The following is a 25,822-nucleotide window of genomic DNA, read 5'->3' as shown; positions in this document are numbered from 1 at the left end:
CGGCATTACTGCTTAAATAATAGTTTTTAATTTTGATAAAAAAGCATTAATCTAGTTTTACATATTTTGTTACAAACTGTAGCGAGGTGATCTTTCCAACAAACGTTTCGGCAATGTACTGCACGCCGATTGAAGAAATGCAGGCCCAACAAAACTCATGAATAATTAGATAGTTATGGAAAACCAAAAAACAATACTCGGTCACCCTCGGGGACTTTTTCTACTCTTCGGCACGGAACTATGGGAGCGATTTTCCTACTACGCCATGCGTGCGATTTTGGTGCTTTACCTCACCGATCAAACCATCAATGGCGGTTTAGGCTGGACCACCAAAGACGCGCTAGAGCTGTATGGCTATTACACCGGCCTCGTTTATATCACGCCACTCATCGGCGGTTGGTTTGCCGATAACTTTGTCGGTCAGCGTCGAGCCGTGATTCTAGGTGGTGCCTTAATGGCCATCGGTCAATTTACTCTGGCCTTCCCTGCTCACCAATATGGCTTAGATACGGTACACACTTTATATGCTGGCTTAGCCATACTGATTGCGGGCTCTGGCCTATTTAAACCCAACATCTCGACGATGGTGGGTGACCTTTATCATGAAGGCGATCATCGTCGTGATGGTGCGTTTACCATCTTTTATATGGGCATCAATATTGGTTCATTATTAGCCGGCTTTGTTGCGGGCACGGTGAGTAGCGCTTACGGCTGGCAATATGGCTTTTTTGCTGCCGGTATTGGTATGGTGATTAGCTTGATCATCCAGCTAACCATGGCCAACACTTGGCTAGGTAATATCGGTCGTGTTCCCGCAGCACAACAAGCACGAGATGCCAATCATTCTAAGACCAATGCACCATTGACCAAGCAAGAAATCGATCGCCTTAAAGTCATCTTATTGATGGGTTTGTTCGTGATCATTTTCTGGGCTGGCTTTGAACAGGCTGGCGGGTTGATGAATATTTACACCCAGGAGTACACGGATCGCATGGTGGGTGGGTTTGAAATCCCAGCGGCTTGGTTCCAGTCACTCAACCCTTTCTTCATCATTGTCTGTGCGCCTATAGCGGCATCATTGTGGGTGCGTCTGGGTTCTAAAGAGCCTAGCTCACCGGTCAAATTTGCCATGGCGTTATTCATGCTGGCGCTTGGCTTTTTGTGCATGATCGGGGCCGTGTTAGAGCAAGGCGGCGACACCACGGTGAAAACCTCGATGTTCTGGCTAGTGGGCGCGTTCTTCTTCCACACGTTAGGCGAACTTTGCCTCTCTCCAATTGGCTTATCGCTGGTCACCAAACTCGCACCACTGCGTTTGGCCTCTCTAATGATGGGCGCTTGGTTTGGCTTTAACGCGATTGCTAACTATGTTGCAGGTATTATTGGTTCGCATGTGGGTGACTATGGTGCCATGGCGATCTTCGGTGGCATTGCCGCGACAGCAGCGATTTCAGGTCTGATCTTGCTGACTCTATCCGGTACGCTGATCCGTTGGATGCACGGCGCTGAATCCAACGCCACGCCCAGTGAAGAAATCGAGCAACAACAAGTGCAAATTGCCTAAGCCTTATGGTGATAGGTAAATCAAAAAGAGGCCGATTGGCCTCTTTTTTAATATCACATCCCTTTCGATGCTCAATCCCTGCTCTAACAATGCTTCTTTTTCAGTAAGGTAGTTGGGGGGTTAAATTATATAGGCAGGTATGAATAGCAAAAAGGAGAGCCGAGGCTCTCCTTTTTTAGCAATTCTTTACTGTAAAACTTACAGTGAAGCTTTCGCTTTTTCTACCAGCACAGAGAATGCTGCTTTGTCATATACCGCGATATCGGCAAGGATCTTACGATCGATTTCGATAGATGCCTTTTTAAGACCGTTAATCAGACGGCTGTATGACATACCGTTTTGGCGAGCCGCTGCGTTAATACGCGCGATCCACAGTTGACGGAATTGACGTTTCTTGTTGCGACGGTCACGATAAGCATATTGACCTGCTTTCGTTACCGCCTGAAAAGCTACGCGGTAGACGCGTGAACGCGCACCATAGTAACCTTTCGCCTGCTTCATTACACTCTTGTGACGTGCACGAGCTTGTACACCACGTTTTACGCGAGCCATTATCTCTCTCCTAAACTAAATTATAAAACTAAAAACTTATGCGTATGGCAGCATGCGAGCTACTTGCGCGTTTTCGCACGCAGGCAGAACAGCATTTGGACGCAGCTGACGCTTGTTCTTAGTAGTACGTTTAGTCAAGATATGACGCTTGGTTGCACGCTTGTACTTAAAGCCACCAGCAGTTTTCTTGAAACGCTTAGCAGCACCTTTGTTGGATTTCATCTTAGACATGATGATAACTCCGCATTGTGTTAATAATATAGCAATTTGGCGAACAAAGCGGCTGCACCTAACAGGCGCAGCCGCTTGTTACTTGGAAGCCAGAATTACTTCTTCTTTGGGGCCAGGACCATGATCATTTGACGGCCTTCGATGCGAGTCGGGAAACTTTCTACTGAAGCGATTTCAGCAGTGTCTTCCTTCAAGCGGTTCAGCACGTCAACACCGATGCTTTGGTGCGCCATTTCGCGCCCGCGGAATCGGATAGTGACCTTGACCTTGTTGCCCTCTTCAATGAAGCGAACCAGGTTGCGTAGTTTTACCTGATAGTCGCCTACATCTGTGCCAGGACGGAATTTAACTTCCTTAACCTGAATAGTCTTTTGCTTTTTCTTCTGCTCTTTCGCAGCTTTACTCTTCTCGTAAAGGAATTTGCCGTAATCCATGATACGACAAACCGGCGGCTCAGCGTTCGGACTGATCTCAACCAAGTCAAGAGTCGCCTCTTCTGCTTTGGCGAGTGCTTCATCAAAAGGGACGATACCGAGTTGTTCGCCGCTGTCATCAGACAATCGAACTTCTTTGACACCACGAATTTCGTTGTTTAGACGATGAGCGTTTTTCTTTGCCGGGGCTTTTCTTGCGCCTTTAATACCTTATTCCTCCACAATATTGAGTGTTCGATCTTGCACTTCTTGCTGCAATTGAGCAAGGAAGTCATCAATCTTAATTTTACCCAAATCTTTACCTTTACGGGTACGTATTGCTACTTCGCCAGCTTCCATTTCCTGGTCACCACAAACGAGCATATACGGTACACGCTTCAAAGTGTGTTCGCGGATTTTAAAGCCAATCTTCTCGTTTCTCAAGTCCGCAGAGGCTCTAAATCCAGCTTTTTGCAGTTTTTTCGCAATCTCTTGCGCATAATCTGCTTGTTTATCCGTGATATTCATCACCACAGCTTGCTGCGGTGATAGCCACGTTGGGAAGTGTCCAGCGTATTCTTCAATCAGAATACCGATGAAACGTTCCAACGAACCGAGGATAGCACGGTGAATCATCACAGGTGTGTGACGTTCGTTGTCTTCGCCTACATACGTGGCACTTAAGCGCTCAGGAAGCGCGAAATCTAGTTGTACTGTACCACATTGCCAAGCACGATCCAGGCAATCATGTAACGTAAACTCAATCTTAGGCCCGTAAAACGCCCCTTCACCTTCTTGAATTTCAAACGGAATATCCATCGCCGTTAAGGCTTCGTGCAAGGCTTTTTCTGCACGATCCCACATCTCGTCAGAGCCAACACGCGTTTCTGGGCGTGTAGAAAGTTTGACTTCGATGTTGTTGAAACCAAAGGTTTGGTACGTCTCGTAGACCATTTCGATACACGCACTGACTTCTTTTTGTACCTGTTCTGGGATACAGAAGATATGCGCATCGTCTTGGGTAAAGCCACGCACACGCATTAAACCATGCAGCGCACCGGATGGCTCATTACGGTGACAACTACCAAATTCTGCCATACGCAGCGGTAAATCACGGTAAGACTTTAACCCTTGGTTAAAAATCTGTACGTGACCTGGGCAGTTCATTGGCTTAAGTGCATACTCACGGCTTTCTGACTGGGTGGTAAACATGTAATCAGCATATTTGTCCCAGTGGCCAGAGCGCTCCCACAACACGCGGTCCATGATCAACGGACCTTTCACTTCTTGATAGTCGTATTCGGTCAACTTCGCACGGATAAATTGCTCAAGCTCACGGAAAATCGTCCAGCCATTGTGGTGCCAGAATACCATCCCAGGCGCTTCTTGCTGCATATGATACAAATCAAGCTGCTTACCCAGTTTACGGTGATCACGCTTCGCCGCTTCTTCTAAACGCACCAGGTGTGCTTTCAGTTGCTTTTTATCAGGAAAGGCGGTGCCGTAGATTCGTTGCAGCATCTTGTTGTCGCTGTTACCACGCCAATACGCGCCAGCCACGTTCAAAATTTTAAAGTTTTGACAAAAGCTCATGTTCGGTACATGTGGACCACGACACATGTCGATGTATTCTTCGTGGTGATACAAGCCCGGACGGTCATCGCGAGAGACATTCTCGTCCAAGATTTCAATCTTGTACGGTTCACCACGTGATTCAAAGGTATCACGTGCTTCTTGCCAGCTGACCGTTTTCTTCACAACCTGATACTTGGTTTTCACCAGCTCTTTCATGCGTTTTTCAATTGCATCCAGGTCATCCTGGGTGAGCGAGCGATCCATATCGATATCGTAATAGAAACCACTATCGATGGTTGGGCCAATCGCCATCTTGGTATCAGGGAAAAGTTGCTTAATCGCATGCCCTAAAAGGTGCGCACACGAGTGGCGAATAATCTCAAGCCCATCATCGTCTTTTGCGGTGATAATTTCGAGCTGTGCATCGTGCTCAATCAAGTCACACGCATCAACGCGTTTGCCGTCAACACGGCCCGCAATACAAGCTTTAGCGAGGCCAGGACCAATGTCATTGGCAACGTCGTAGGTTGAAACTGGGTGGTCAAAAGAACGCTGACTGCCGTCAGGGAGAGTAATTAGAGGCATTGATAACAATCCTTCTCAGTGGTGCCACACACCAAGTGGCACATGAACGTGTATTTTGCGATTAGTAAGTAACCGCACAGTGTGAGTAGGGTTTTGATTATGAAGATCCGACATTTGTGATGCAAGTCATCCCGTCAAGAATTTCTTCACCGTCCAACGAATGATTCACGAGTATCGCCCTATCATCCGCTTGATTTTGCACTAGACTTCAGCAATGCTTATTTGTATACACAATAATGACAGGAACAATCTATGGCCAATGCGCCCCGCTATCAACAAATTAAAACCTTTATTCAAGAGAAAATTGAAACTCGGGTTTGGCCTGTGGGGACACGTATTCCGACCGAATACGAATTATGCGATCAATTTGACGTCAGCCGCATGACGGTGAACAAAGCCGTGCGCGATTTAGTCGCTGAAGGCTTACTGGAGCGCACACCTAGATTGGGGACGTTTGTCACTGAGCCCAAAGCCGAATCCCCATTAATGGATATTCGTAATATCGCCGATGAGGTTAACGCTCGCGGGCAAACTTATCACAGTGATATTCGCACATTGAAACGCATTTCTGCACCGGCTGATGTTGCTATGCGCTTAGGCGTTATGGTGGGTACCTCCGTCTTTTATAGTGAGATTGTTCATTACGGTGATGCGATCGCGTTGCAACTTGAACAGCGCTGGGTCAATCCGGCTTTGGCGCCCGACTACTTAGCACAAGACTTTAATCAAACCACCCCAAACGAGTATTTATCAACGGTTTGCCCAGTGAATACCATTGAGCATACAGTCGAAGCCATTCAAGCGAGCTCGACCATTCAGCAAGCCCTCGCGATGCGATCAGACGAACCCTGTTTATTATTACACCGTCGGACCTGGAGCCAACAAACCCTCGTCAGTGCCGCCTTGCTGTACCATCCAGGATCGCGCTATAAGCTCACGTCGAGAACAGATAGATAACTTCATTTAGATCGAACCGATCACAATTTTTTACTGTTCTTTTACATTCCCTCTTGTGTCTGCCACTTTATTTGTCTATACATTTGTATAGACATTTTATGAGCGGTAAGGCCATCATCATGAGACACCTATATACCGATGCAAAACTGGTCACGATGGCCAGCGATATCCACAATAGCGACGGCTACCAATGCCAAGACCTTAGCGCGATTGCGGTTGAAAACGGCAAAATTGTTGCACTTGGCCAAGATGCCGAGCAGCTTGACTGGCCGAAGCAGTCGTTAAACGGAAGATTGGTGACACCCGGACTCATTGATAGCCACACTCACCTTGTTTTTGCGGGCAATCGCGCGGACGAGTTTGAGCAGCGCCTCAATGGCGTGCCTTACCAAACCATTGCTGAACAAGGCGGCGGAATTCTCTCCACAGTGCAAGCGACGCGGGCGGCGAGTGAAGCAGAATTACTTGCCCTCGCTTTGCCACGTGCCGAAGCTTTAATGCGTGACGGTGTCACAACAATTGAAATTAAATCAGGCTATGGGTTAAGCCTCGACGATGAGCTTAAAATGCTTCGGGTGGCGAAAGCTATCGAGCAGCATTTACCCGTGAGTGTCTCTACGACCTTGCTCGCCGCTCATGCTATACCGCCCGAATATCAACACGATGCGGATCATTATATTGCGCATATCTGTCAATCCATTATCCCGGCCGCGGCGGAGCAACAGCTTGCTGACGCCGTGGATGTGTTCTGTGAAAACATTGCCTTTAGCGTCGACCAGGCCGAAAAAATCTATGCGGCTGCCAATGCTCATGGACTCAACATTAAAGCCCATACCGAGCAATTAAGCGACCTGGGCGGCAGTGTGGCGGCGGCCAAAGCCGGGGCCTATTCGGTGGATCATATTGAGTATTTGTCAGAGGCTGACACCCAGATTTTGGCCGAATTTGGCACTGTGGCAACCCTGCTTCCCGGCGCGTTTTACTTTTTACGTGAAACCCAAATGCCACCGATTGAAGCATTACGTGAACATCATGTCCCCATTGCGATCGCCACTGACTTCAACCCCGGCACCTCGCCCTTTGCCTCATTGACGCTCATGATGAACATGGCTTCCACCTTATTTGGCCTCACGCCAAAAGAGAACCTTTACGGCGTCACCCGTCATGCCGCCCAAGCACTGGGCTTAACAAACAAAGGTCAAATCGCGGTTGGGTTTGATGCCGATTTTGCCGTTTGGCAGTGCGACACCCCAGCCGAGCTCAGTTATATGGTCGGCACGGCGCCCTTAGTCGGAAGAGTGGTCAACGGGGTCTGGTATCCCGCAACACCGACTCCGCAAAGCACGCCCCACCAGGAGAATCAAGAATGAAACATCTTCCTGCTGATATGACCGTGTGGCAAGGACGTATTGATCCAGAAGATGGGGAGCGCGGTCTGCGTTTGCACCAAACCATCAGCGCCTACGATAACAGCGTCGAACAGCCGCCAGGTGTCGTGATCTATGGGTTTGCCTGCGATGAAGGGGTAGCGCGTAATCAAGGCCGCCTCGGTGCAGCCCTTGCCCCTGAAGCGCTGCGACAAGCACTGGCAAACCTCGCCTGGCATAACAGTCATCCGCTTTATGACGGCGGAACCGTGGTATGTGATGACTCAGATCTGGTATTGGCCCAGCAAGGATTAAGTCAGCAAATCCATCGTTCGTTGCCAAAGCACCGGGTCTTAACCCTAGGCGGCGGCCATGAAACTGCATGGGCGAGCTTTCAGGGCTTATCCCGTCATTTGACACACTCCCATGTCAACGACCCCGCGCAGCCGCCTAAGATTGGTATTATTAACTTTGATGCTCATTTTGATTTGCGCACGCCACAAGGGCGCAGTCACGCCGGCAGCTCAGGCACACCCTTCGCACAAATCGCCCAATATTGTGACAAAAAAGGTTGGCCATTCCACTATGCTTGCCTTGGCGTAAGCCGCACCAGCAATACCCAAGCGCTGTTCGATAAAGCCGAGCAACGCCATTGCTGGGTAGAAGAAGATATCAATATGCAGGTAGACGCATTACCGGCGTTAAAAGCGCGATTAACCCAGTTTATTCAAGGCTGTGATTATCTCTATCTTACTGTCGATATGGATGTGTTTCCCGCTAGTGTCGCGCCTGGGGTGAGCGCCCCTGCAGCTTACGGCGTGCCAGTCGCGGTGATTGAGCCGTTAATTCGGCACCTGTTCACCGTTGCGCAGAAGCAACACATTCCCGTCCCTATTTGCGATATCACAGAAGTAAACCCCCATTATGACCGCGACCAGCAAACCAGTCGCTTAGCCGCGCGTATGGCGTGGACCATGATTCACACAGCTTGTCCGCATCAATCTTGTCCGCAGCAAGCAGGCTCGCACCCCATCAACGATCAAGGAGAATAACCATGACGGACCCACGTTTCGATTCACGCACCGTGAAAGCCCCTACCGGGCCTGAGCTTAATGCAAAAAGTTGGTTAACCGAAGCGCCGCTTCGTATGCTGATGAATAACCTACACCCTGACGTGGCCGAGCATCCTAATGGTTTGGTGGTCTATGGTGGCATTGGCCGAGCTGCCCGCAATTGGCAATGTTTCGACAAGATTGTCGAGGTACTAAAACGCCTGAACGACGATCAAACCTTGCTGGTGCAATCCGGCAAACCGGTGGGTGTCTTCCCCACCCACAAAGATGCGCCACGTGTATTGATTGCCAACTCCAACTTGGTCCCGCATTGGGCAAACTGGGAACATTTTAACGAGCTCGATAAGCAAGGGCTGATGATGTACGGCCAGATGACGGCAGGCAGCTGGATTTACATTGGCTCGCAAGGCATTGTGCAAGGCACCTACGAGACGTTTGTCGCGGTGGCGAAACAACACTTTAATGGCGACGCCAAAGGCCGCTGGATCTTAACTGGCGGTCTGGGGGGCATGGGGGGCGCGCAGCCACTCGCCGCGACCATGGCAGGCTTTTCTATGATTGCGGTTGAATGCGATGAAAGCCGCATCGATTACCGCTTACGTACGGGGTACGTCGACCGCAAAGCAACATCCTTGGACCAAGCACTCGGCATGATTGAAGAAGCAAAACGACAAGGCAAGCCCGTGTCGATTGGCTTATTGGCCAATGCAGCCGATATCTTCCCAGAGCTGGTGGAACGTCATATCACCCCCGATGTGGTCACCGACCAAACCTCGGCCCACGATCCCCTTAACGGTTATCTGCCGCAAGGCTGGACCATGGAGCAAGCCGCGGCACAGCGTAAAGACAACGAAGCCGAGGTGGTCAAAACCGCGAAAGCCTCGATGGCCGTACAAGTTAAAGCGATGCTCGATCTGCAAACACGCGGCGCAGCAACCTTGGATTACGGCAATAACATCCGTCAAATGGCGCTGGAAGTCGGTGTCAATAATGCTTTTGATTTTCCAGGATTTGTACCGGCATATATTCGTCCGTTATTCTGTCAAGGCATTGGCCCGTTCCGCTGGGTGGCGTTATCTGGTGACCCAGAAGATATCTATAAAACCGACCAAAAAGTGAAAGAGCTGATCCCTGATGATCCGCATCTCCACAACTGGCTTGATATGGCCAAAGAACGTATTCAATTTCAAGGTTTACCTGCTCGTATCTGCTGGGTTGGGGTCAAAGATCGTGCACGCTTAGCGCTTGCCTTTAACGATATGGTAAAAAATGGCGAGCTCAAAGCGCCGGTCGTCATTGGCCGTGATCATCTTGACTCAGGCTCAGTCGCAAGTCCCAACCGTGAAACCGAAGGCATGCTGGATGGCTCTGATGCCGTGTCAGACTGGCCATTGCTAAACGCCATGCTCAACACGGCATCCGGTGCAACCTGGGTATCATTGCACCACGGTGGCGGTGTCGGCATGGGCTTTTCTCAGCACTCAGGCGTGGTGATTGTGTGTGATGGCTCCGACGATGCGCATCAACGAGTGGCGCGAGTACTCAGAAACGATCCGGCCACCGGGGTGATGCGCCATGCCGATGCCGGCTATGACATTGCCATTGATTGCGCCAAAGAAGAACAACTCGATCTGCCGCTGCTGGATTTACCTAACCAGCCGCTGCGCTAAGGAGAGCAAAATGACCACACTGACATTACAACCGGGCGAACTCACCCTTTCCCAACTGCGGCAAGTAAGCCGTGAATCTGTACAGATTGCTTTTGCGGATGGCATTGAAGCCACCATGAAAGCCAGTACCGACACCGTCGCCGACATCCTCGCTCAAGACCGCGTCGTATATGGCATTAACACAGGGTTTGGCTTGCTGGCTAATACTCGGATTGAATTAGACGATTTAGAAACCCTGCAACGCTCAATCGTGCTCTCTCATGCCGCTGGTATTGGCGAGTTTATGGATGATGCCACCGTGCGTCTTATGATCGTACTGAAAATAGCCAGCTTGGCGCGCGGCTACTCCGGGATCCGCTTCGAGGTCGTAAAAGCACTGGCAGCGCTGGTTAATCACCAGGTGTATCCTTGCATTCCCAAAAAAGGCTCAGTCGGCGCCTCGGGCGATCTTGCACCATTGGCGCATATGAGCACAGTACTGCTCGGCGAAGGCCAAGCCCGGTACAAAGGGGAAGTCATTTCTGGAGAGGCTGCACTCAAAATTGCGGGCCTATCGCCCATCACTCTTGGACCAAAAGAAGGACTCGCGCTGCTCAATGGCACGCAGGCTTCTACCGCTTTTGCGCTTGAAGGCTTGTTTGAAGCCGAAGATTTATACGCCGCGGCCACTGTCTGTGGCGCATTGTCGGTAGAGGCCGCGCTTGGTAGCCGCCGGCCGTTTGACCCACGGATTCATGCCGTGCGTGGCCATCAAACGCAAATGGATGCCGCTGCCGCTTACCGTCACTTGCTGGGCGAAAGTAGCGACATTGGCAACAGCCATCAAAATTGTGAAAAAGTGCAAGACCCCTACTCATTGCGTTGCCAACCACAAGTGATGGGCGCGTGCTTGCAACAAATTCGCCATGCCGCTGACGTGCTCACCACCGAGGCAAATGCCGTATCTGACAACCCGCTCGTGTTCCCAGACGATGGCGATATTATTTCCGGCGGCAACTTCCACGCCGAGCCGGTCGCGATGGTAGCGGATAACTTAGCCCTCGCAATTGCCGAAATCGGCAGCTTATCAGAACGCCGCATGGCCTTACTGATTGATAGCAACTTGAGTAAACTCCCGCCATTTTTGGTCAACAACGGCGGGGTCAACTCCGGCTTTATGATCGCCCAAGTCACCGCTGCTGCACTGGCAAGCGAAAATAAGACCTTGGCTCACCCGGCATCTATCGATAGCTTGCCCACGTCTGCCAACCAAGAAGATCATGTCTCCATGGCGACTTTCGCTGCGCGTCGCTTGCATGACATGAGTGCCAACACCCGCGGCATTTTGGCCGTTGAGCTACTTTCGGCCAGCCAAGGGATTGATTTTCGCGCGCCCAATAAAACCTCTCAGCGCTTAGAGCAAGCCAAAGCCGAGTTACGCGGCGTGGTGCCGTTTTACGACAAAGACCGCTACTTTGCGCCTGATATCGAAAAGGCCAATGCGCTGGTGCAAACCGGTACCTATAACCGACTAATGCCCTCTGGCTTACTCCCTAGCCTGTAAAGTATTTACCCGCAAAAACGGCTCCTTATGAGCCGTTTTTTATTCAATTGCCGCCATCTCCACAGAACACTAAAGCTAAAATAGACTAATATGTAGGCAGTTACCTCCCCTCACCTCGATGTAACGGAGTCGCTTATGTGGCATGCACTGTCTCTACATTTATCCGAACAGCTCGATATTGATTTTGAGATCAGAGAAAAAACCGCCATCGGCGGTGGCGACATCCACGACGCCTATTGCATTAGCGATGGGGGCGAGCAGCGCTTTTTCGTTAAAACCAACCAGCGAGAATGTCTGCCCGCGTTTGAGGCCGAGGCCGAAGGCCTGCGCCAACTGGCAATGAGTGAGCACATTCATGTTCCGCGGGTGTATTTTGTCGGGCCGGTAAAAGACAGTGCAGCATTGGTACTCAATTTCCTACCCATTAAATCGCTCGACGATACCCAAGCCTATTTATTCGGTCAGCAACTGGCGCGTCATCACCGCTGGGGGGAGCAAGTCGAATACGGATTCGATGACGATAACTTCATCGGCMCCAGCGAACAAAGAAACAGCTGGCACCGCAAGTGGTGTCACTTCTTTGCTGAGCAACGAATTGGCTGGCAACTACAACTAGCAGCGGAAAAATCACTGCATTTGGGCGACATTGATACCATCATTCATGGCGTCAAAGCGCAACTGGCTAACCATCGCCCCAAACCTGCACTCCTCCATGGCGATCTGTGGTCAGGCAATGTCGGTTTATCCGTCAAAGGCCCAGTACTATTTGATCCGGCCTGTTATTGGGGCGATCGCGAAGCCGATATCGCCATGACAGAGCTATTCGGCGGTTTCCCGCAAAGCTTTTACAACGGCTACCAGGCTGAATGGCCATTAGACGAGGGTTATCAACAACGAAAAGATATTTATAACCTTTATCATGTGCTCAACCATGTCAATTTATTCGGCGGCCCCTACCTTGCCCAAGCCGAACAATTGCTGACAAAACTCACACTCACGGTGTAGGATGCCAGACACACACACTGAGATAGAGGTTGGCGATGTTATCTGCCGCAATATTTGATATGGATGGCCTATTGGTCGACTCAGAGCCGTTCTGGCAACGGGCGCAAATTGATGTATTGACCGAGCTCGGCGTTTCTATCAGTTTACAAGATACGCGTGATACCACAGGCGTGCGGATTGATGAAATTGTGAAACACTACGCACGTACCCAGCCTTGGCAGGGGCCATCGAATGCTGACGTGCAAGCGCGAATCGTCGCACGCGTGGTTGAGCTGGTTAAAGATGAAAAACCCATGATGCCCGGCGTTAAAGACGCGTTGCAAATTTGCCGTCAAGCTGGCTTAAAAATCGGTCTGGCCTCATCGTCTCCACTGACCCTAATCCATCCGACATTGGATGCGCTAGGGCTTAGCGACGCATTTGAAATTGTCGAGTCGGCGGGGGATTTAAAATACGGTAAGCCCCATCCTAAAGTGTATCTTAATGCCGCTAACGCCTTGGGCGTCGAGCCCGACGCTTGCGTCGCCTTTGAAGATTCCTTTACCGGCTTACTTGCGGCTAAAGCCGCCTCGATGAAAACCATTGTGGTGCCGGCCGCGCATGAGTGGGAAGATCCTCGCTTTGTGATTGCCGATCAAAAGCTTGCCAGCCTAAAAGCTTTTAGTGCGGATAATCTTTCGTCGCTTTAGCGATCGTCTCCTGGGTGGCATTAAGCGCGTACAGTAGTTAATGCTACCTTTTAGAGCAGCGCTCATCATTTATCCATCTTACGATCCTCATCTATACTGACAGTAACCGCTTTGTCATAAAAGAAGGGCTGTGACGATGGATGATATAACTGACCGGCTAGTAAGCTGCCCGCACTGTGGACACCGTATTGATCTCACACTGGATCTCAGTGGCGGCAATCAAGAGTTTTATGAAGATTGTCCCAACTGCTGCAATGCGGTGCACTACAACATGCAAATCGACGAGTTGCATAAAACCGTTAACTTATTTGTCGATGCGGATGACGAGCAAATTTTTTAGCCCACGCACCCTATAACGCCCACTGAATGCAGCGCCATAAATCAGTGTAACGTTATCACCAAGTGCAAACACAAAGCTAACCGACGCGACTCGTATCAGGGTCGCATTGTCTTGATGGGCTATTCTTTGTGTCATCATTGTTTGCTCTCGTTCGGGATGCAAAATTGACACGGCTTTTGCTTCCTTTTCGCGCCTCCTGGCACGTATAATTGCGCGCAATCGATTCCTCCCTCCCTTTCACTTAAACATGTTGAGGCCAACGTGCAGCAATACCATGATGAAGCAAGAGCCATTATTCGGCTCAGTGTGCCTGTTTTTATTGCCCAAATAGCGCAAACCTCGATGGGGTTTGTCGATACCGTCATGGCGGGCGGATATAGCGCCACCGATATGGCCGCCGTGGCGGTTGCCTCGAGTATATGGATGCCAGCCATCTTGTTTGGGATTGGCCTGCTAATGGCCATGGTCCCTATGATTGCGCAACTTAATGGGGCGAGCAAAGCCACTGCGATCCCGTTTCAATTTCAGCAAGGTCTGTATATGGCATTGCTGTTGAGCATACCCATTGGGCTTATTCTTTATAAAGCCGGTTTTATTATTAATCTCATGGATGTGGAAGCAGCGCTAACTGAAAAAACCATCGGTTACTTACATGCGGTAATCTGGGCGGTACCGGCTTTCTTGGTGTTCCAATCCATTCGTAACTTATGCGAGGGAATGTCGCTCACCATTCCCGCAATGGTCATTGGCTTTATCGGGCTTGCGGCAAACATTCCACTCAACTGGATGTTTGTATACGGCAAACTCGGCGCGCCAGAGCTCGGCGGCGTGGGGTGCGGTGTCGCTACCGCGCTGGTGTATTGGATCATGGCTATCCTTATGGCGTTATATGTGGCAGTGAGCAAAAAACTCAGTGGTCTTCAGCTTTTTGCCTCGCTTTACGCGCCAGCACTCAAAGAGCAAATCCGCCTCTTTCGACTCGGGTTCCCAGTCGCTGCTTCGCTGTTTTTTGAGGTGACCTTATTTGCGGCGATTGCCATTTTAATCGCACCACTTGGCTCTATTACCGTCGCAGCGCACCAAGTGGCCATTAACTTCTCCACCATGATTTTCATGTTACCCATGAGTTTGGGTGTCGCCGTCAGTATTCGTGTCGGCCACCTGCTGGGCAAGCGCACCACCGAGGGTGCAGGCAACTCCGCCAAAATTGGGATTTGGCTGGGGGTGAGCACAGCCGTTATTACCGCGCTACTGACCGTTTGGCTGCGCGATCCAATTATCGCCCTGTATTCCGATAATCCAGACGTGGCAACGTTGGCGTCATCACTGATGTTATTGGCCGCGGTATATCAGATCACCGACGCCATTCAAGTGGTCGCGGCTGGTGCCCTGCGTGGCTACAAAGATATGCGTGCCATTTTCCAGCGCACTCTGATCGCATACTGGGGCTTGGGCTTGCCGCTTGGCTATGCACTCGGAATGACAGATTGGCTCGTCCCAGCCATGGGCGCGCATGGGTTTTGGATAGGCATCATCATTGGCTTATCCAGTGCTGCGGTACTGCTCGGGTTACGCCTACGCTGGCTGCGTCAGCAATCTCCTGAATTCCAACTGGCCATGTCAGAACGCTGAATGCCTTGCCACCCTGTCGGCGCTCGCTGGCAGGGTGACACCGGTCACGCCTTTATTAATTTGATATAAAAAACATATAAAACAGCGTGATAGATCAAACCCAACTGCTACGCACGCACCACTAAACCACGTATAGTTTGTCCTTATTCCCAGACAAAATACGTGGCAACCGGTCACATTATCGTAGAGTTGTTTATGTTTGAATTCCTAAAATCTCGCCCATTATCAGATAAAGCCTCGCCACAATCGCCGAACTCTATGCCTTTTGTTCATTCATTGTGTATGAGTAGCCGCGCTATCAATCAAACCACGCTATCGGCCTTATCTTGCCCTCATGGTAAAACACCCTTGGTACTGGCTTTTATCTCGCCACATTTACCCTTTGAAGCAACAACCCAAAAACTCCAAGCCGCGATGCCTTTTTGCCAAACTCTGATCACCATAATGACAGCCGGCGAACTGGGTGGTGGGCATTCTTCGCTGTATCACACCACAGACGGGCAATGGGATAACATTGTTTTGCAAAGTTATGGCGACAATGTCATTGAATCTGTCAGCGCAGCGACCGTGCCCTTACATTGTGAAGACATTAAACGCGGTACACCGACCTTATCGCCCAAGGCACGAATCGAAAAAATCACACGTTCGTTGCAACAGCTCAGGGTGCCTTTTCCTGTCGACGCCCAAGACACAGTCGCACTCACCTTTTTTGATGGTCTTAGTGGTTCAGAGAACTTCTTTATGCAGGCCCTTTATGCCACCCGCCGTTTCCCTTGCTACTTTATGGGTGGCTCTGCCGGCGGTACCCTGGATTTCAATGCAGCCAAGTTAGCACTCAACGGTAAACTACTCGATAACCATGCCGCGCTAGCTTTTATCAAGTTGGCCCCCGGTATCCGCTATGGCATCATGAATAGCCATAACTTCAAACCGACTCACTTCCACCTCGATATTGCCAAGGGCGATCCTGCGACCCGCGTTGTCACCGATGTATTTGCACCTAACAGCACCGCATTAATCTCTCCGGTACAAGCGTTATGCGATTATTTTAACTGCCAGATTGATCAGCTGGAATCGCACTTAAATGGCTACACGTTTGGCGTAAAAATTGGCGAGCATATTTATATTCGCTCAATCGCTGCGATTGATCACCAACAGGGCGCCCTACACTTTTTTTGTGATCTTGATTTTGGCGATAGCCTGTACCTAATGAAGGCGGAAGATTTCGCTCAAACCACCGCGCAAGATTATCAACGACACCTAAAAGACAAGCCACGCCGTCCTTTTGCTATGCTAGCCAACGACTGTATCTTACGCCGGGTCAACAATAGCCATTCGTTAGCGCGCGTCACCTGCTTTGATAACATCCCTAGCGTTGGCGGGTTTTCAACCTTTGGTGAGCTATTAGGGGTACATCAAAACCAGACACTGACCGCACTCATGCTTTATAGCGTCGCACCCAACGAGCCTTTTGCTGATGATTTTGCCGATCAATTTGCCATTCACTATGCCGATTACCGTGGCTACAACGCCCAAAAACAAATTAATAGCTTACAAAAACTTTCGGCGCTTCAATCGCACAGCATCGATCGTCTTTCGCGCTACAAATCGCTACTACAATCACTGTTGGACAGTTACAGCGGCGTGGCCGACTACGCCACCGAGAGCGCAGACATTCTCCAAGCTGTCCAACAACAGTTTTCAACACTTGCTAACGAGGTCAAACAACAACACGAGCAAAGCCAAGATCTACAAACCCACACCGACGCCCTGAGTGTGAACGCCAGCCGTATTGAAGAAATTTTAAAAGTGATTGATGGCATTGCCGAGCAAACCAATCTATTGGCATTAAACGCCGCTATAGAGGCCGCACGCGCAGGCGAGCAAGGGCGCGGTTTTGCTGTGGTTGCTGATGAAGTCCGTAACTTATCGCAAAATACGCAAAATAGCCTTAGTACCACTGGAGAGACAGTGAGAAATGTCAACAGCGCCATTGGTCAGATCAGCCATGTGATTGGGCTGACCCTCGAGGTAATGGATAAAGTCCAGTACTCTGCTGATGGGTTAAGCGATGAAGTCACACGACTACTGAGCCTGTCTGAACAAGCGACCGAAAGTATTCAGTCAAGCATTGCTAATATTGAACAAGTACAGCAAGACATGACAGCCATTGATAAGGAGCTTTCTACCATTTTATCGCTCACCCAAAGCCAACAAGTCGCGGAGTAAGCTCTTAACGCATGCACACAGGTAACGTTCAACCAGGCGATCGTTCATCCGATCGCCTGCGTAAATGGTATGATTGATACGTCAAGAGCTTAGCCACGAGATAAACCATGCGCGGACTCAAAACAACCTTACTGCTCGTTACCTTACTCGGATTAGGTGGGTGCCAATCTGACGATCCGGCCAAAGACATGATAGCTGATTATTACCAACGTTTAGGCAATGTGCTTGATGCACCGACGCCCGACTTTACCACTCCAGCGGTGCCGCCGTTGCCACGCAAACGCGATCTAGTCCAGCCACTTGAAGCACTACGAATGGGCGTACTTGATGCCTACGAGCTGCGTCAGTGTGGCTTGTTTAATCTTATCGCCGAGCGCAACTCATCCCTCGGCAAAGTCGCCGATCGCTTTCGCCAACTCGATTACGAACTCAATTTTATTGACACCGCCCAACGGTGTTTACCGCAAGTCAAAGATCCGAGCATTCACACTGAGTTAGAACAGGCACTGGCACTGAAACGCCAACAGCGCGACACCGTAATCTGGAATACCTTGGCTGATAGTGATGCCTGGCGCGGGCAGCTGAGTTTACCGGCCTATACACTCCCCATTGATCTTCCCGCACATAGTAATGCCGTCAGCACCATTGATCAGTTTAGCCATTTACTCAACCACCACCCGGTAGCCAACGAATCGGTCACCGACTGGCAAGAGAGCATTGAAAAGCAACGCATTCTTGGCGCCCTATTTGTTAGCTTGAGCTATCACACCGCTTGGCTTAACCAAACCAGTGCACTGATCGCCAATCACCAAGAAAAAGTCCTGTGTGGCGGCAATTTTGATACGACCCGCCTAGAGCGCCTACAAACCGTGTTTTATAAATTTTACGTCGGCGATGTTCAGCCGTATTTAGCCCGTGTCGATGGCCTTTATCGTGATATTGCGCCAGCGTTGACCCGTTTTGCTACGTTGCAAACACCGGATGCGTTTAGCGCGTATAAAAACGCCTATTGGCAGGGAGAGGCTTACCGCCAATACAAAGACGCGATCAAGCACCATGCAGATGTATGGCAGCAACTTTTCCAACGCTGTGACGTCAAACTGGGGCAATAGCGACGTAGCGAAGCGACTGAAAAAGCGAAAATATCGCCACTTTGATGATCAAATCGCCAAACAAACGCGAATGTACAAAAATATGCGTTGAAGCGCTTGCGCGATAAAGATGAACTCGCTACTATTCACCCCGCTTTCAAGCACTGTGCGTCCGTAGCTCAGCTGGTTAGAGTATCGCCTTGACATGGCGGGGGTCGGTGGTTCGAGTCCACTCGGACGCACCACTTGGCTTGATAGCAAATGGTCAATCGCTTCAACATCGCGGTGGCTGTTCTAAAAAAATGGTATGCGTCTGTAGCTCAGCTGGTTAGAGTATCGCCTTGACATGGCGGGGGTCGGTGGTTCGAGTCCACTCAGACGCACCAAATATTGAAATACGCGTCCGTAGCTCAGTTGGTTAGAGTACCGCCTTGACATGGCGGGGGTCGGCAGTTCGAGTCTGCCCGGACGCACCACTTCAAATTATCCCCTTCTTTTTTTAGTATCTTGATATATTCCCTTGCGACGCATAAAAAATAAACGTCATGTATATGTTTGCGTAGATATAAAAGGCCTGCTTTCTAACAAGCCTTTTTAAGTTGTACCGTACAATTATGCCACTGAGCTATCTACCGCTAAGACAAACTTTTCGATTGCTTTAGCGACACCGTGGTTATCGTTACTTTCGGTAATATAATCCGCGATTTGCTTGGTTGCTTCCATCGCATTGGCCATGGCAATTCCAAGACCCGCATATTCCAACATCGCATGGTCATTTTCTGCATCGCCCATGCAGATCACTTCGTCGGGGTGAATACCTAAGTGTTCTGCAATTGCAGCGACCCCCGCCCCTTTATGACTTGCCGGGTTTAGAAATTCAAGGAAGAAGGGCGCACTTTGCACCACCGTAAACTCCTCGCGCAGCGCTGCGGGTAAAGCACTGATCACTTCATTTAACTTGCTTGGCTCCGCCACCATCAACACTTTAATAATGGGGTGATCATCGCTTAGAGTCTCGAAATCCATCACGGTGATATCAAGCCCGTTGATGTTGGCCTCAATGTCGGTATACGGGTTGAGCGCAGGGGTGATCAATCCGTGCTCGGTACTAAAGGCATGCACATAGGCACCTAATGCTTCAGCATGTCGAGCGAGCGCTTTGGCAGCTTTACCGTCTAGCCCCTTTTGCAAGATCACCTCGTCAGTCCCCACGTTTTTCACCATCGAGCCGTTGTAATACAGCACAAAGTCTTTATCTGAATGAATATCCAACTCATCCAGCTTAGGTTGCATGCCTTCAAGCGGACGGCCAGATGCCAACACCACGGCCACCCCTTTGTCACGCGCGCGGGCAATGGCCTGTTTGTTTTCAGCCGATATTTCTTTATCGCTGTTTAACAAGGTGCCATCCATATCTAGGGCGATTAATTTGTACATCGTCAACTTACCTCAACATCAAATTCAAAACGGAATGGATTCCCTCAGCCTTAATCGGCTCTACAGCAATAAGCTATCGTCAATGGGAATAAAGCGATCAACGCTATTCACGAGGGAGTTGGCACTTAACGCAGGCACTCCAAACACGAAGGCTTCGGTATGATAGCGCTCGCGAATTTTGTTCATCAGCAAATCAAAGTCGCCATCACCAGAGAGCAGAACCACGGTATCGACATCCGACGCAGCTTCCATCACATCAATGGCAATGCCCACATCCCAATCGCCTTTGGTGCTACCATCGGCGCGTTGAATATAAGGTTTGAGCTTCACGGTAAAGCCAATGTGCCGCAATGCATCTTGAAATTTGATTTGCTGATCATCATCACGACGAATGGCATAAGCATACGCGGTAACCACCTCACCCATTTGGCTCAGCGTGTGCCACAACTGGCGATAGTTAAACTGGCGCCCGTAGGCTTGGCGTGTGGTGTAGTAGATATTTTGAACGTCGACAAAAACCGCGATTTTTTTCAAGTCAGGCTCACAGTCGGTGGGAGAATTGAAGCCAAAGAGGATACCACATCAGGCTACCGTGACGACAATCACAAACGTGGCCGCGTCTAGCAAAAACAAAAAAGCCGCTGATAACAGCGGCTCTCGCAAGAAATATAAACGATTACTGACACTTAGCTGTTTGCTCTGCCTTTGTGAGCATGTCTTGCTGCTCTTTAATCGTTTCTCTCACTATTTTATCAAAAAACTTTCGCTTTTCTTTTGACGACGAGTGACGCACGAAGTCAGAGAAAGCGGTAGATTTTACCTTATTACGCTTGTTCTGCATGGCTTCCTCCTCTCGTGATACCAACGATTCGCTCAAGTGACTCTCGATTGTACTTTTTACGCAATAGTGCGTCAATGTCATCGACGTTAAAGTGTGGTCTCTTGTTGTCACCATCGACGTTTTTCTCAATAAAAGTGATATCAAGACGCTAAGTCATTAACTCAACCCAACAATATTACCCTCATCATCGAGGTCAAGTTTCATAAACGCCGGTTTTTCCGGCAATCCGGGCATGGTCATCACATTGCCGCATAAGGCATAGACAAATCCGGCACCGGCACACAATTTCAACTCGCGGATCGGTACATCAAACCCTTGCGGCGCGCCTTTAATCGTGCCATCCGTTGAAATTGACAGCGGCGTTTTCGCCAAACACACAGCTAAATCATCAAGGCCTTGTTGCTTAAATTGTTGCAGCTGCTGCTTAGCAACATCACTGAGCGTGACACTCCCTGCACCGTATCCGACTTCAGCCACGGCCATCAGCTTTTCTTCTAAGCTTTGATCGGCTGAATACAAAGGCCTAAAGGTCGAAGGAGCGGCACATTGAGCCATGACTTTCTTTGCCAGTTCACGCGTGCCCTCGCCGCCGTGAGCAAAGCCCTCACTGACGGCAACTTGTACCTGGTTGGGTAACGCCTCGATCATGGCTTTTAATGTCGCAAGCTCAGCATCGCTATCTTGCGGGAAACGGTTGATTGCGACCACAGCCGGCACACCATATTGATTTACATTGTTGATGTGCCACTTCAGGTTTTCAAACCCTGCCACCAATGCTTCATGATCATCCGCAAAAAGTGATTCTGGTAGTGGTTGCCCAGGCAAAAAGTTATAGTGCGTTGAGTTGGCCTTTAAGCCACGTAATGTGGCCACAATCACCGCGCAGTCTGGTGCTTTACCGGATGCTTGCGCTTTGATGTTACATGCCTTCTCAAATCCCATGTCTGAGCCAAATCCCCCCTCGGTGACGGTATAATCACCCAGCTTAAGGGCAATGTTATCGGCAATAATCGACGAATTACCATGGGCAATATTGGCAAAGGGGCCGGCATGAATTAGCGTCGGCACGCCCTCTAAGGTTTGCATGAGCGTGGGTTCAATTGCCGCTTTCATGCTTACCGCCATCGCCCCCGCCACTTGCAAATCTTCGGTGGTGATCGGCTCACCGGCATGACTATAAGCCAACACAATGCGGCCAATGCGCTGACGTAAGTCACGAAGATCGCTTGCCAGCGCCAGAATCGCCATTAACTCAGAAGCTGCTGAGATATCAAATCCGCCCTCTCGCTCATAGCCATTAATGGTTTTTCCCGGCTCATTTTTGCCCACAGTAACCATGCGCAAGGCGCGATCGTTATGATCCATCACCCGCTTCCACACCACGCGATTCGGATCGATGTTTAACGCTTTTAGTCCGCTTCGAGCTTCAAAATCGTCATAGCCCAAGCGCTGCTCGTGATAGATGCGCGCGTCAATCGCGGCAGCGGCCAAATTGTGTGCAGCAGTGACGGCATGAATATCACCGGTTAAGTGCAGGTTTAGCTCTTCCATCGGGGCCACTTGTGAATAACCGCCTCCAGCCGCGCCGCCTTTGACCCCAAATACCGGCCCCATCGAAGGTTGACGAATACAAGCGGTCACGGATTGGTTGAGTTTCGCTAACCCTTGCGCCAGGCCGATGGTGGTCACCGTTTTACCCTCGCCCAGCGGCGTTGGGGTAATAGCGGTAACCACGACCAACTTGCCAGTTTGATTAGGCGCGAGGCGCTTCAAACAATTGAGAGAGACTTTGGCTTTGTGGCTGCCTTGGGTTTCAAACTCGGCTTCAAGCAAACCGGCTTGCTTGGCAATGGTAGAAATGGAAGTCAGTGTGGTGTTACGACAGATTTCGACATCAGATAGCATGAAACCCTCTCAATAGAGTATAAAATAATCACGTAAACGTTTGCGTAAAAATGATACCGCTAAAATGACCATTGTAAAGCGAAAGAATACTTGCCGTAAGCGCCCTTTTTGATTTTTATCCCGCCTTACTCGTTCCCACGCAGGAGCGTGGGAACGAGTAACCGAAGCCTCACCAAACCATTCCTCGGTTTATACCGTACACTTAGTGGGTGATAAGGAGATGGTTATGAAAAGCAGCAAGGTTCCGCATGGTAAATGGTCTCGTTTTGGGGCGTTGGCTTCAATAGCCGGGCGAGTGGCGTCGAATGTTGCGTGGGAAGGCACGAAGCAGTTTGCGCAGGGAAATCGGCCAAGTCGTAAAGATTTGGTGATGTCACCGGCCAATATTGCCCACGTGGCCGATAAATTGGCAGATTTACGCGGCGCGGCGATGAAGGTGGGTCAACTGTTGTCGATGGATGCGGGCGATTTGATCCCGCCAGAGCTCAGCGATCTGCTCGCGCGGTTGCGTAATCATGCCACGCCCATGCCGCCAGCACAGCTTAAAGCCGTGCTTAACGAACAATGGGGCGACAATTGGCAAGCAGAATTTACCCATTTTCGCTTCTCTCCCATCGCGTCAGCTTCCATTGGTCAAGTGCACGAAGCGTATACCGATGCCGGTGACAAAGTGGCAGTGAAGGTGCAATATCCACGCATCAAAGACAGCATTGATAGCGATGTCGACAATGTCATCACTCTGCTGCGTTTGAGTGGCCTTATCCCCAAAGAGGCGAACTACCAAGCTTTGCTCGATGAAGCCAAGCAACAGCTGCATGACGAGGCCGATTACCTGAAAGAAGCGCGGTCGCTTATCCGGTTTGGTACCCATTTAAAAGACGCTGACGGCTTAGTGGTGCCTAAAGTACACTCAGCTCTTACCTCGGATCGCATTCTAACCATGAGTTATATGGCGGGTGAACCCATTGAGCAGCTTGACCGTGCTTCAGAAGCGGTACGCCAGCGGGTGGTAAGTCGTTTGTTCCAATTGCTGTTTGAAGAGGTGTTTATGTTTGGGGAGGTGCAAACCGATCCGAACTTCGCTAACTACTTGTATCAGCCAGACACGGGCCGCGTGGTATTGCTCGATTTTGGCGCCACGCGTCAGTATGCACCGACGTTTACCGATGGCTATCGCAAGCTGTTTTTGGCGGCGATAAAAAAAGATAATGCAGGGATTGAAGCGGCGCTGACTCAGATTGGCTTTTTTGCTGAGCATATTTTACCCGAGCAAAAGGCCAGCGTGCTTGAGCTGGTGAACACCGCTTGTGAGCCCATTGCTGCCGATGCGCCATTTGCGTTTGGGCAAGCAGACTTAGCCACGCGCTTACGTAATCGCGGCGTCGCCTTGAGTATGGAGCAAGGCTATTGGCATACGCCGCCGGCCGATGCGTTGTTTTTGCATCGTAAAATTGCGGGCTTGTATTTACTGGCCGCGAAGTTGGATGTCACCTTAAATGTGCGTGCATTGTTAATGCCCTATTTAACCGGCGAGCCACAGACTGAGACAGCGCAAGTTTAATCCCGCTGCGCGACGGGAACGGCATGTTCGATTTAGTCACTATCGCGCAATGCGTCGCAGTACACCACAAGATCGTCGGCGGTCCAATGGGTTGAGACGTTACGCTGAGTCAGTGAGGTTTCAACCCAGCCTGCGCTGACCACCTCAAACCAGTGAGTTAGCATTGCCTCAAATCCTTTGCTCGCCTGCATACCGGTCCAATCTGGGAGGCTAAGTTGAGTGATTACGTTGTCTTGCATGCGTTCGCCTCGGGTAAAGCCATCAAAGAAATAGCACTCATTACGATACGCAGCGGCAATGGTTTCTTTGGTGGCACCGTATTGGCGATTCATGCTGGCTTCAAACAAGCTATTATCACGGTGCCAGCGCACATCTAACCGGCCGAGTAACCCTTCACCAAATTGCGCGAACACGTCTAAATCATCAATACTCATGTCGCCATGTACATTAATACTGTCGAGCGGATGAATAAAGTCATCAAAAATAAAGCGGCGTGGTGTATCAGGCAGCGCATGGCGGTGTTTTTCCCAGCGCAACGATAACAACGGTGTACCTAACTCGTCTTCCGGACGCTGATCGTTCAGGTGGGTGTTTAACAGTGGCAAATAACGGCGATTAAACCCGACAAACAACGGCGTTTGGTGTTGCTCAGCCAAGTTAAATAAGGTTTCAACGTCTGCGCCTGAAGGGGCAACGGGTTTATCAACAAATACCGGCACGCCAGCTTCGAGGCAGGGACGAATCAAGGCCGCATGCGAGTCGGTCGCGCTATGGATCATCACCCCATCCACACCAAGCGCCAAGCATTCATGGATGTCGGTGGCCGTGTTCGTCACCCGATATTGATATGCGAGCGCAGCCAACTTTTGGCTATCACGGCTACACAAGACCCAATCTAATCCTGGCCAGTTGGCCAATAAGGGTAGATACGCTTTCTGGGCAATGTCGCCAAGCCCGATCGATGCGATCTTCATGCTTTCTCCTTACGTCGTGGCGCAGCCAGCTGTAGCCCAACCGGATGCGGCCCAACCGAGTGCGGCCTCAGTCAGCGCTGGAAGTCGCCAGCAGAAATCAGTAACCTAGCCGCATTCTACACAGTGTTTATCATTATGAATATTTTAATCTCTTGGCTCTCTCAGGCCGGTGCGTGGTTAACGCCCTGGCTAAATGATATTGCGATGGCTATTGTCGCGTCGCTTTTGGTGGTGTTTGGTAATGACATTAACCGTACCCTACGCCGTTTATTAACCGGACACCATTTTATTGTTCGTACTCTGGTATTTGTGGCAATCAATGCTTTTGGTTACGGCGCTTTCATTATAGCGGTGTCGCCGTGGCTTGCGGGTAAAATGCGTGGATGGCCTGATCATTGGCTGTTTGCCGGCTTAGTGGCGACCTTTATCTTTATCGGGATGTGGGCGCAGCGTCAGCGCCAAATCTAACCGCCCGATAGCCCAGCCCCCTTCCCTGTGATGCCCAATCATCCACTTTCTCGTATGGCTGTTTAATTACTAAGCAGCCATACTGTGTAAGCAATCCGATACTGGTATCACAGCGTATTG

The 25,822-nt window shown here is 50.2% G+C and carries 23 protein-coding genes and 3 tRNA genes; 17 read left to right on the top strand and 9 right to left on the bottom strand.

Annotation, left to right across the window (positions count from 1 at the left end; translation table 11 throughout):
* Nucleotides 1-175 precede the first annotated feature (175 nt).
* The gene (locus BZG80_RS07615) at nucleotides 176-1,564 is read left to right on the top strand and encodes a peptide MFS transporter (RefSeq protein ID WP_077679082.1); all 1,389 of its coding nucleotides are present in this window, start codon (nucleotides 176-178) and stop codon (nucleotides 1,562-1,564) included.
* Between the two features lie 198 nt (nucleotides 1,565-1,762).
* On the opposite strand, the gene rplT is transcribed toward BZG80_RS07615, so the two are convergent.
* The 4 genes from rplT to thrS all read right to left on the bottom strand — a co-directional run bounded on the left by rplT (nucleotide 1,763) and on the right by thrS (nucleotide 4,920).
* Entirely contained in the window at nucleotides 1,763-2,116 is a 354-nt protein-coding gene (gene rplT, locus BZG80_RS07610) for a 50S ribosomal protein L20 (protein ID WP_025673305.1), read from the bottom strand.
* Between the two features lie 36 nt (nucleotides 2,117-2,152).
* A complete protein-coding gene (gene rpmI / locus BZG80_RS07605) occupies nucleotides 2,153-2,347 on the bottom strand; it encodes a 50S ribosomal protein L35 (protein ID WP_025673304.1) in 195 nt (64 codons plus the stop codon).
* 95 nt (nucleotides 2,348-2,442) lie between these two features.
* Entirely contained in the window at nucleotides 2,443-2,988 is a 546-nt protein-coding gene (infC, locus tag BZG80_RS07600; RefSeq protein WP_077460504.1) for a translation initiation factor IF-3, read from the bottom strand.
* A 3-nt stretch (nucleotides 2,989-2,991) separates the two neighbouring features.
* On the bottom strand, nucleotides 2,992-4,920 hold the full coding sequence (thrS, locus tag BZG80_RS07595; protein ID WP_077679081.1) for a threonine--tRNA ligase: 1,929 nt from the start codon (nucleotides 4,918-4,920) through the stop codon (nucleotides 2,992-2,994).
* A gap of 252 nt (nucleotides 4,921-5,172) precedes the next feature.
* Here thrS and hutC point away from each other — a divergent pair, with 252 nt between their 5' ends.
* The 14 genes from hutC (at nucleotide 5,173) to BZG80_RS07525 (ending at nucleotide 18,992) form a co-directional block, all read left to right on the top strand.
* Entirely contained in the window at nucleotides 5,173-5,877 is a 705-nt protein-coding gene (gene hutC, locus BZG80_RS07590) for a histidine utilization repressor (protein WP_025744397.1), read from the top strand.
* Between the two features lie 119 nt (nucleotides 5,878-5,996).
* Complete coding sequence (gene hutI, locus BZG80_RS07585; protein WP_077679084.1) at nucleotides 5,997-7,247, top strand: imidazolonepropionase; 1,251 nt, start codon at nucleotides 5,997-5,999, stop codon at nucleotides 7,245-7,247.
* Nucleotides 7,244-8,296 carry a formimidoylglutamase gene (gene hutG / locus BZG80_RS07580; RefSeq protein ID WP_077679080.1) on the top strand — a complete coding sequence of 351 codons (1,053 nt, stop codon included), beginning with the start codon at nucleotides 7,244-7,246 and terminating at the stop codon, nucleotides 8,294-8,296. Before hutI ends, hutG begins: the two co-directional genes overlap by 4 nt.
* Nucleotides 8,297-8,298: 2 nt before the next feature.
* Entirely contained in the window at nucleotides 8,299-9,987 is a 1,689-nt protein-coding gene (hutU, locus tag BZG80_RS07575; protein ID WP_077576018.1) for a urocanate hydratase, read from the top strand.
* A gap of 10 nt (nucleotides 9,988-9,997) precedes the next feature.
* The gene (hutH, locus tag BZG80_RS07570; protein WP_021023668.1) at nucleotides 9,998-11,530 is read left to right on the top strand and encodes a histidine ammonia-lyase; all 1,533 of its coding nucleotides are present in this window, start codon (nucleotides 9,998-10,000) and stop codon (nucleotides 11,528-11,530) included.
* Nucleotides 11,531-11,665: 135 nt separating this feature from the next.
* The gene (locus BZG80_RS07565; protein ID WP_077679079.1) at nucleotides 11,666-12,535 is read left to right on the top strand and encodes a fructosamine kinase family protein; all 870 of its coding nucleotides are present in this window, start codon (nucleotides 11,666-11,668) and stop codon (nucleotides 12,533-12,535) included.
* A 35-nt stretch (nucleotides 12,536-12,570) separates the two neighbouring features.
* On the top strand, nucleotides 12,571-13,224 hold the full coding sequence (gene hxpB / locus BZG80_RS07560; protein ID WP_021023666.1) for a hexitol phosphatase HxpB: 654 nt from the start codon (nucleotides 12,571-12,573) through the stop codon (nucleotides 13,222-13,224).
* Nucleotides 13,225-13,360: 136 nt separating this feature from the next.
* Nucleotides 13,361-13,564, top strand: a complete 204-nt coding sequence (locus BZG80_RS07555; RefSeq protein ID WP_021023665.1) for a CPXCG motif-containing cysteine-rich protein — start codon at nucleotides 13,361-13,363, stop codon at nucleotides 13,562-13,564.
* 261 nt (nucleotides 13,565-13,825) lie between these two features.
* Complete coding sequence (locus BZG80_RS07550) at nucleotides 13,826-15,196, top strand: MATE family efflux transporter (protein WP_077679078.1); 1,371 nt, start codon at nucleotides 13,826-13,828, stop codon at nucleotides 15,194-15,196.
* Between the two features lie 195 nt (nucleotides 15,197-15,391).
* On the top strand, nucleotides 15,392-17,425 hold the full coding sequence (locus BZG80_RS07545; RefSeq protein WP_077576022.1) for a methyl-accepting chemotaxis protein: 2,034 nt from the start codon (nucleotides 15,392-15,394) through the stop codon (nucleotides 17,423-17,425).
* Nucleotides 17,426-17,532: 107 nt separating this feature from the next.
* Nucleotides 17,533-18,537, top strand: a complete 1,005-nt coding sequence (locus BZG80_RS07540; RefSeq protein WP_077679077.1) for a DUF3080 domain-containing protein — start codon at nucleotides 17,533-17,535, stop codon at nucleotides 18,535-18,537.
* Between the two features lie 147 nt (nucleotides 18,538-18,684).
* Nucleotides 18,685-18,761 (top strand) — tRNA-Val (locus BZG80_RS07535).
* A 64-nt stretch (nucleotides 18,762-18,825) separates the two neighbouring features.
* Nucleotides 18,826-18,902, top strand: a tRNA-Val gene (locus tag BZG80_RS07530).
* A 13-nt stretch (nucleotides 18,903-18,915) separates the two neighbouring features.
* Nucleotides 18,916-18,992 (top strand) — tRNA-Val (locus BZG80_RS07525).
* Nucleotides 18,993-19,128: 136 nt separating this feature from the next.
* Here BZG80_RS07525 and BZG80_RS07520 read toward each other — a convergent pair.
* From BZG80_RS07520 to BZG80_RS07510, 4 genes are all read right to left on the bottom strand, one after another.
* A complete protein-coding gene (locus tag BZG80_RS07520; RefSeq protein ID WP_021023660.1) occupies nucleotides 19,129-19,953 on the bottom strand; it encodes a Cof-type HAD-IIB family hydrolase in 825 nt (274 codons plus the stop codon).
* Between the two features lie 60 nt (nucleotides 19,954-20,013).
* The gene (locus tag BZG80_RS07515) at nucleotides 20,014-20,487 is read right to left on the bottom strand and encodes an NYN domain-containing protein (protein ID WP_077676792.1); all 474 of its coding nucleotides are present in this window, start codon (nucleotides 20,485-20,487) and stop codon (nucleotides 20,014-20,016) included.
* A 142-nt stretch (nucleotides 20,488-20,629) separates the two neighbouring features.
* Entirely contained in the window at nucleotides 20,630-20,794 is a 165-nt protein-coding gene (locus BZG80_RS15965) for a hypothetical protein (RefSeq protein WP_198532930.1), read from the bottom strand.
* Between the two features lie 156 nt (nucleotides 20,795-20,950).
* Complete coding sequence (locus BZG80_RS07510; RefSeq protein WP_077679076.1) at nucleotides 20,951-22,699, bottom strand: formate--tetrahydrofolate ligase; 1,749 nt, start codon at nucleotides 22,697-22,699, stop codon at nucleotides 20,951-20,953.
* Between the two features lie 220 nt (nucleotides 22,700-22,919).
* Between BZG80_RS07510 and BZG80_RS07505 the strand changes: the two genes are divergently transcribed.
* Nucleotides 22,920-24,260: an ABC1 kinase family protein gene (locus BZG80_RS07505; protein ID WP_028569791.1), complete on the top strand. Its 1,341-nt coding sequence runs from the start codon at nucleotides 22,920-22,922 to the stop codon at nucleotides 24,258-24,260.
* A 32-nt stretch (nucleotides 24,261-24,292) separates the two neighbouring features.
* Here BZG80_RS07505 and BZG80_RS07500 read toward each other — a convergent pair whose 3' ends face one another.
* Entirely contained in the window at nucleotides 24,293-25,234 is a 942-nt protein-coding gene (locus tag BZG80_RS07500; protein ID WP_021024519.1) for a Gfo/Idh/MocA family protein, read from the bottom strand.
* 135 nt (nucleotides 25,235-25,369) lie between these two features.
* Here BZG80_RS07500 and BZG80_RS07495 point away from each other — a divergent pair, with 135 nt between their 5' ends.
* Nucleotides 25,370-25,702 (top strand): DUF3392 domain-containing protein, encoded by a 333-nt coding sequence (locus BZG80_RS07495; RefSeq protein ID WP_021024518.1) that lies wholly within the window; start codon nucleotides 25,370-25,372, stop codon nucleotides 25,700-25,702.
* Nucleotides 25,703-25,822 lie beyond the last annotated feature (120 nt).

Origin of the sequence: Salinivibrio sp. MA440 (assembly GCF_001996265.1) — a bacterium.
Lineage (GTDB): Bacteria > Pseudomonadota > Gammaproteobacteria > Enterobacterales > Vibrionaceae > Salinivibrio > Salinivibrio costicola.
Note: the sequence above shows the minus strand (reverse complement) of the source record. Positions and strands in the feature narration are given on the sequence as shown.

Bases quoted from the DNA above. Each gene is read 5' to 3' on its own strand.
- BZG80_RS07540 (WP_077679077.1), top strand. From the start codon at position 17,533: ATGCGCGGACTCAAAACAACCTTACTGCTCGTTACCTTACTCGGATTA.
- BZG80_RS07495 (WP_021024518.1), top strand. From the start codon at position 25,370: ATGAATATTTTAATCTCTTGGCTCTCTCAGGCCGGTGCGTGGTTAACG.
- BZG80_RS07615 (WP_077679082.1), top strand. From the start codon at position 176: ATGGAAAACCAAAAAACAATACTCGGTCACCCTCGGGGACTTTTTCTA.
- BZG80_RS07505 (WP_028569791.1), top strand. From the start codon at position 22,920: ATGGTTATGAAAAGCAGCAAGGTTCCGCATGGTAAATGGTCTCGTTTT.
- BZG80_RS07545 (WP_077576022.1), top strand. From the start codon at position 15,392: ATGTTTGAATTCCTAAAATCTCGCCCATTATCAGATAAAGCCTCGCCA.
- hutH (WP_021023668.1), top strand. From the start codon at position 9,998: ATGACCACACTGACATTACAACCGGGCGAACTCACCCTTTCCCAACTG.
- rplT (WP_025673305.1), bottom strand. From the start codon at position 2,116: ATGGCTCGCGTAAAACGTGGTGTACAAGCTCGTGCACGTCACAAGAGT.
- hutC (WP_025744397.1), top strand. From the start codon at position 5,173: ATGGCCAATGCGCCCCGCTATCAACAAATTAAAACCTTTATTCAAGAG.
- BZG80_RS07555 (WP_021023665.1), top strand. From the start codon at position 13,361: ATGGATGATATAACTGACCGGCTAGTAAGCTGCCCGCACTGTGGACAC.
- hxpB (WP_021023666.1), top strand. From the start codon at position 12,571: ATGTTATCTGCCGCAATATTTGATATGGATGGCCTATTGGTCGACTCA.
- BZG80_RS07520 (WP_021023660.1), bottom strand. From the start codon at position 19,953: ATGTACAAATTAATCGCCCTAGATATGGATGGCACCTTGTTAAACAGC.
- rpmI (WP_025673304.1), bottom strand. From the start codon at position 2,347: ATGTCTAAGATGAAATCCAACAAAGGTGCTGCTAAGCGTTTCAAGAAA.
- hutI (WP_077679084.1), top strand. From the start codon at position 5,997: ATGAGACACCTATATACCGATGCAAAACTGGTCACGATGGCCAGCGAT.
- BZG80_RS07510 (WP_077679076.1), bottom strand. From the start codon at position 22,699: ATGCTATCTGATGTCGAAATCTGTCGTAACACCACACTGACTTCCATT.
- BZG80_RS07500 (WP_021024519.1), bottom strand. From the start codon at position 25,234: ATGAAGATCGCATCGATCGGGCTTGGCGACATTGCCCAGAAAGCGTAT.
- thrS (WP_077679081.1), bottom strand. From the start codon at position 4,920: ATGCCTCTAATTACTCTCCCTGACGGCAGTCAGCGTTCTTTTGACCAC.
- hutG (WP_077679080.1), top strand. From the start codon at position 7,244: ATGAAACATCTTCCTGCTGATATGACCGTGTGGCAAGGACGTATTGAT.
- hutU (WP_077576018.1), top strand. From the start codon at position 8,299: ATGACGGACCCACGTTTCGATTCACGCACCGTGAAAGCCCCTACCGGG.
- BZG80_RS15965 (WP_198532930.1), bottom strand. From the start codon at position 20,794: ATGCAGAACAAGCGTAATAAGGTAAAATCTACCGCTTTCTCTGACTTC.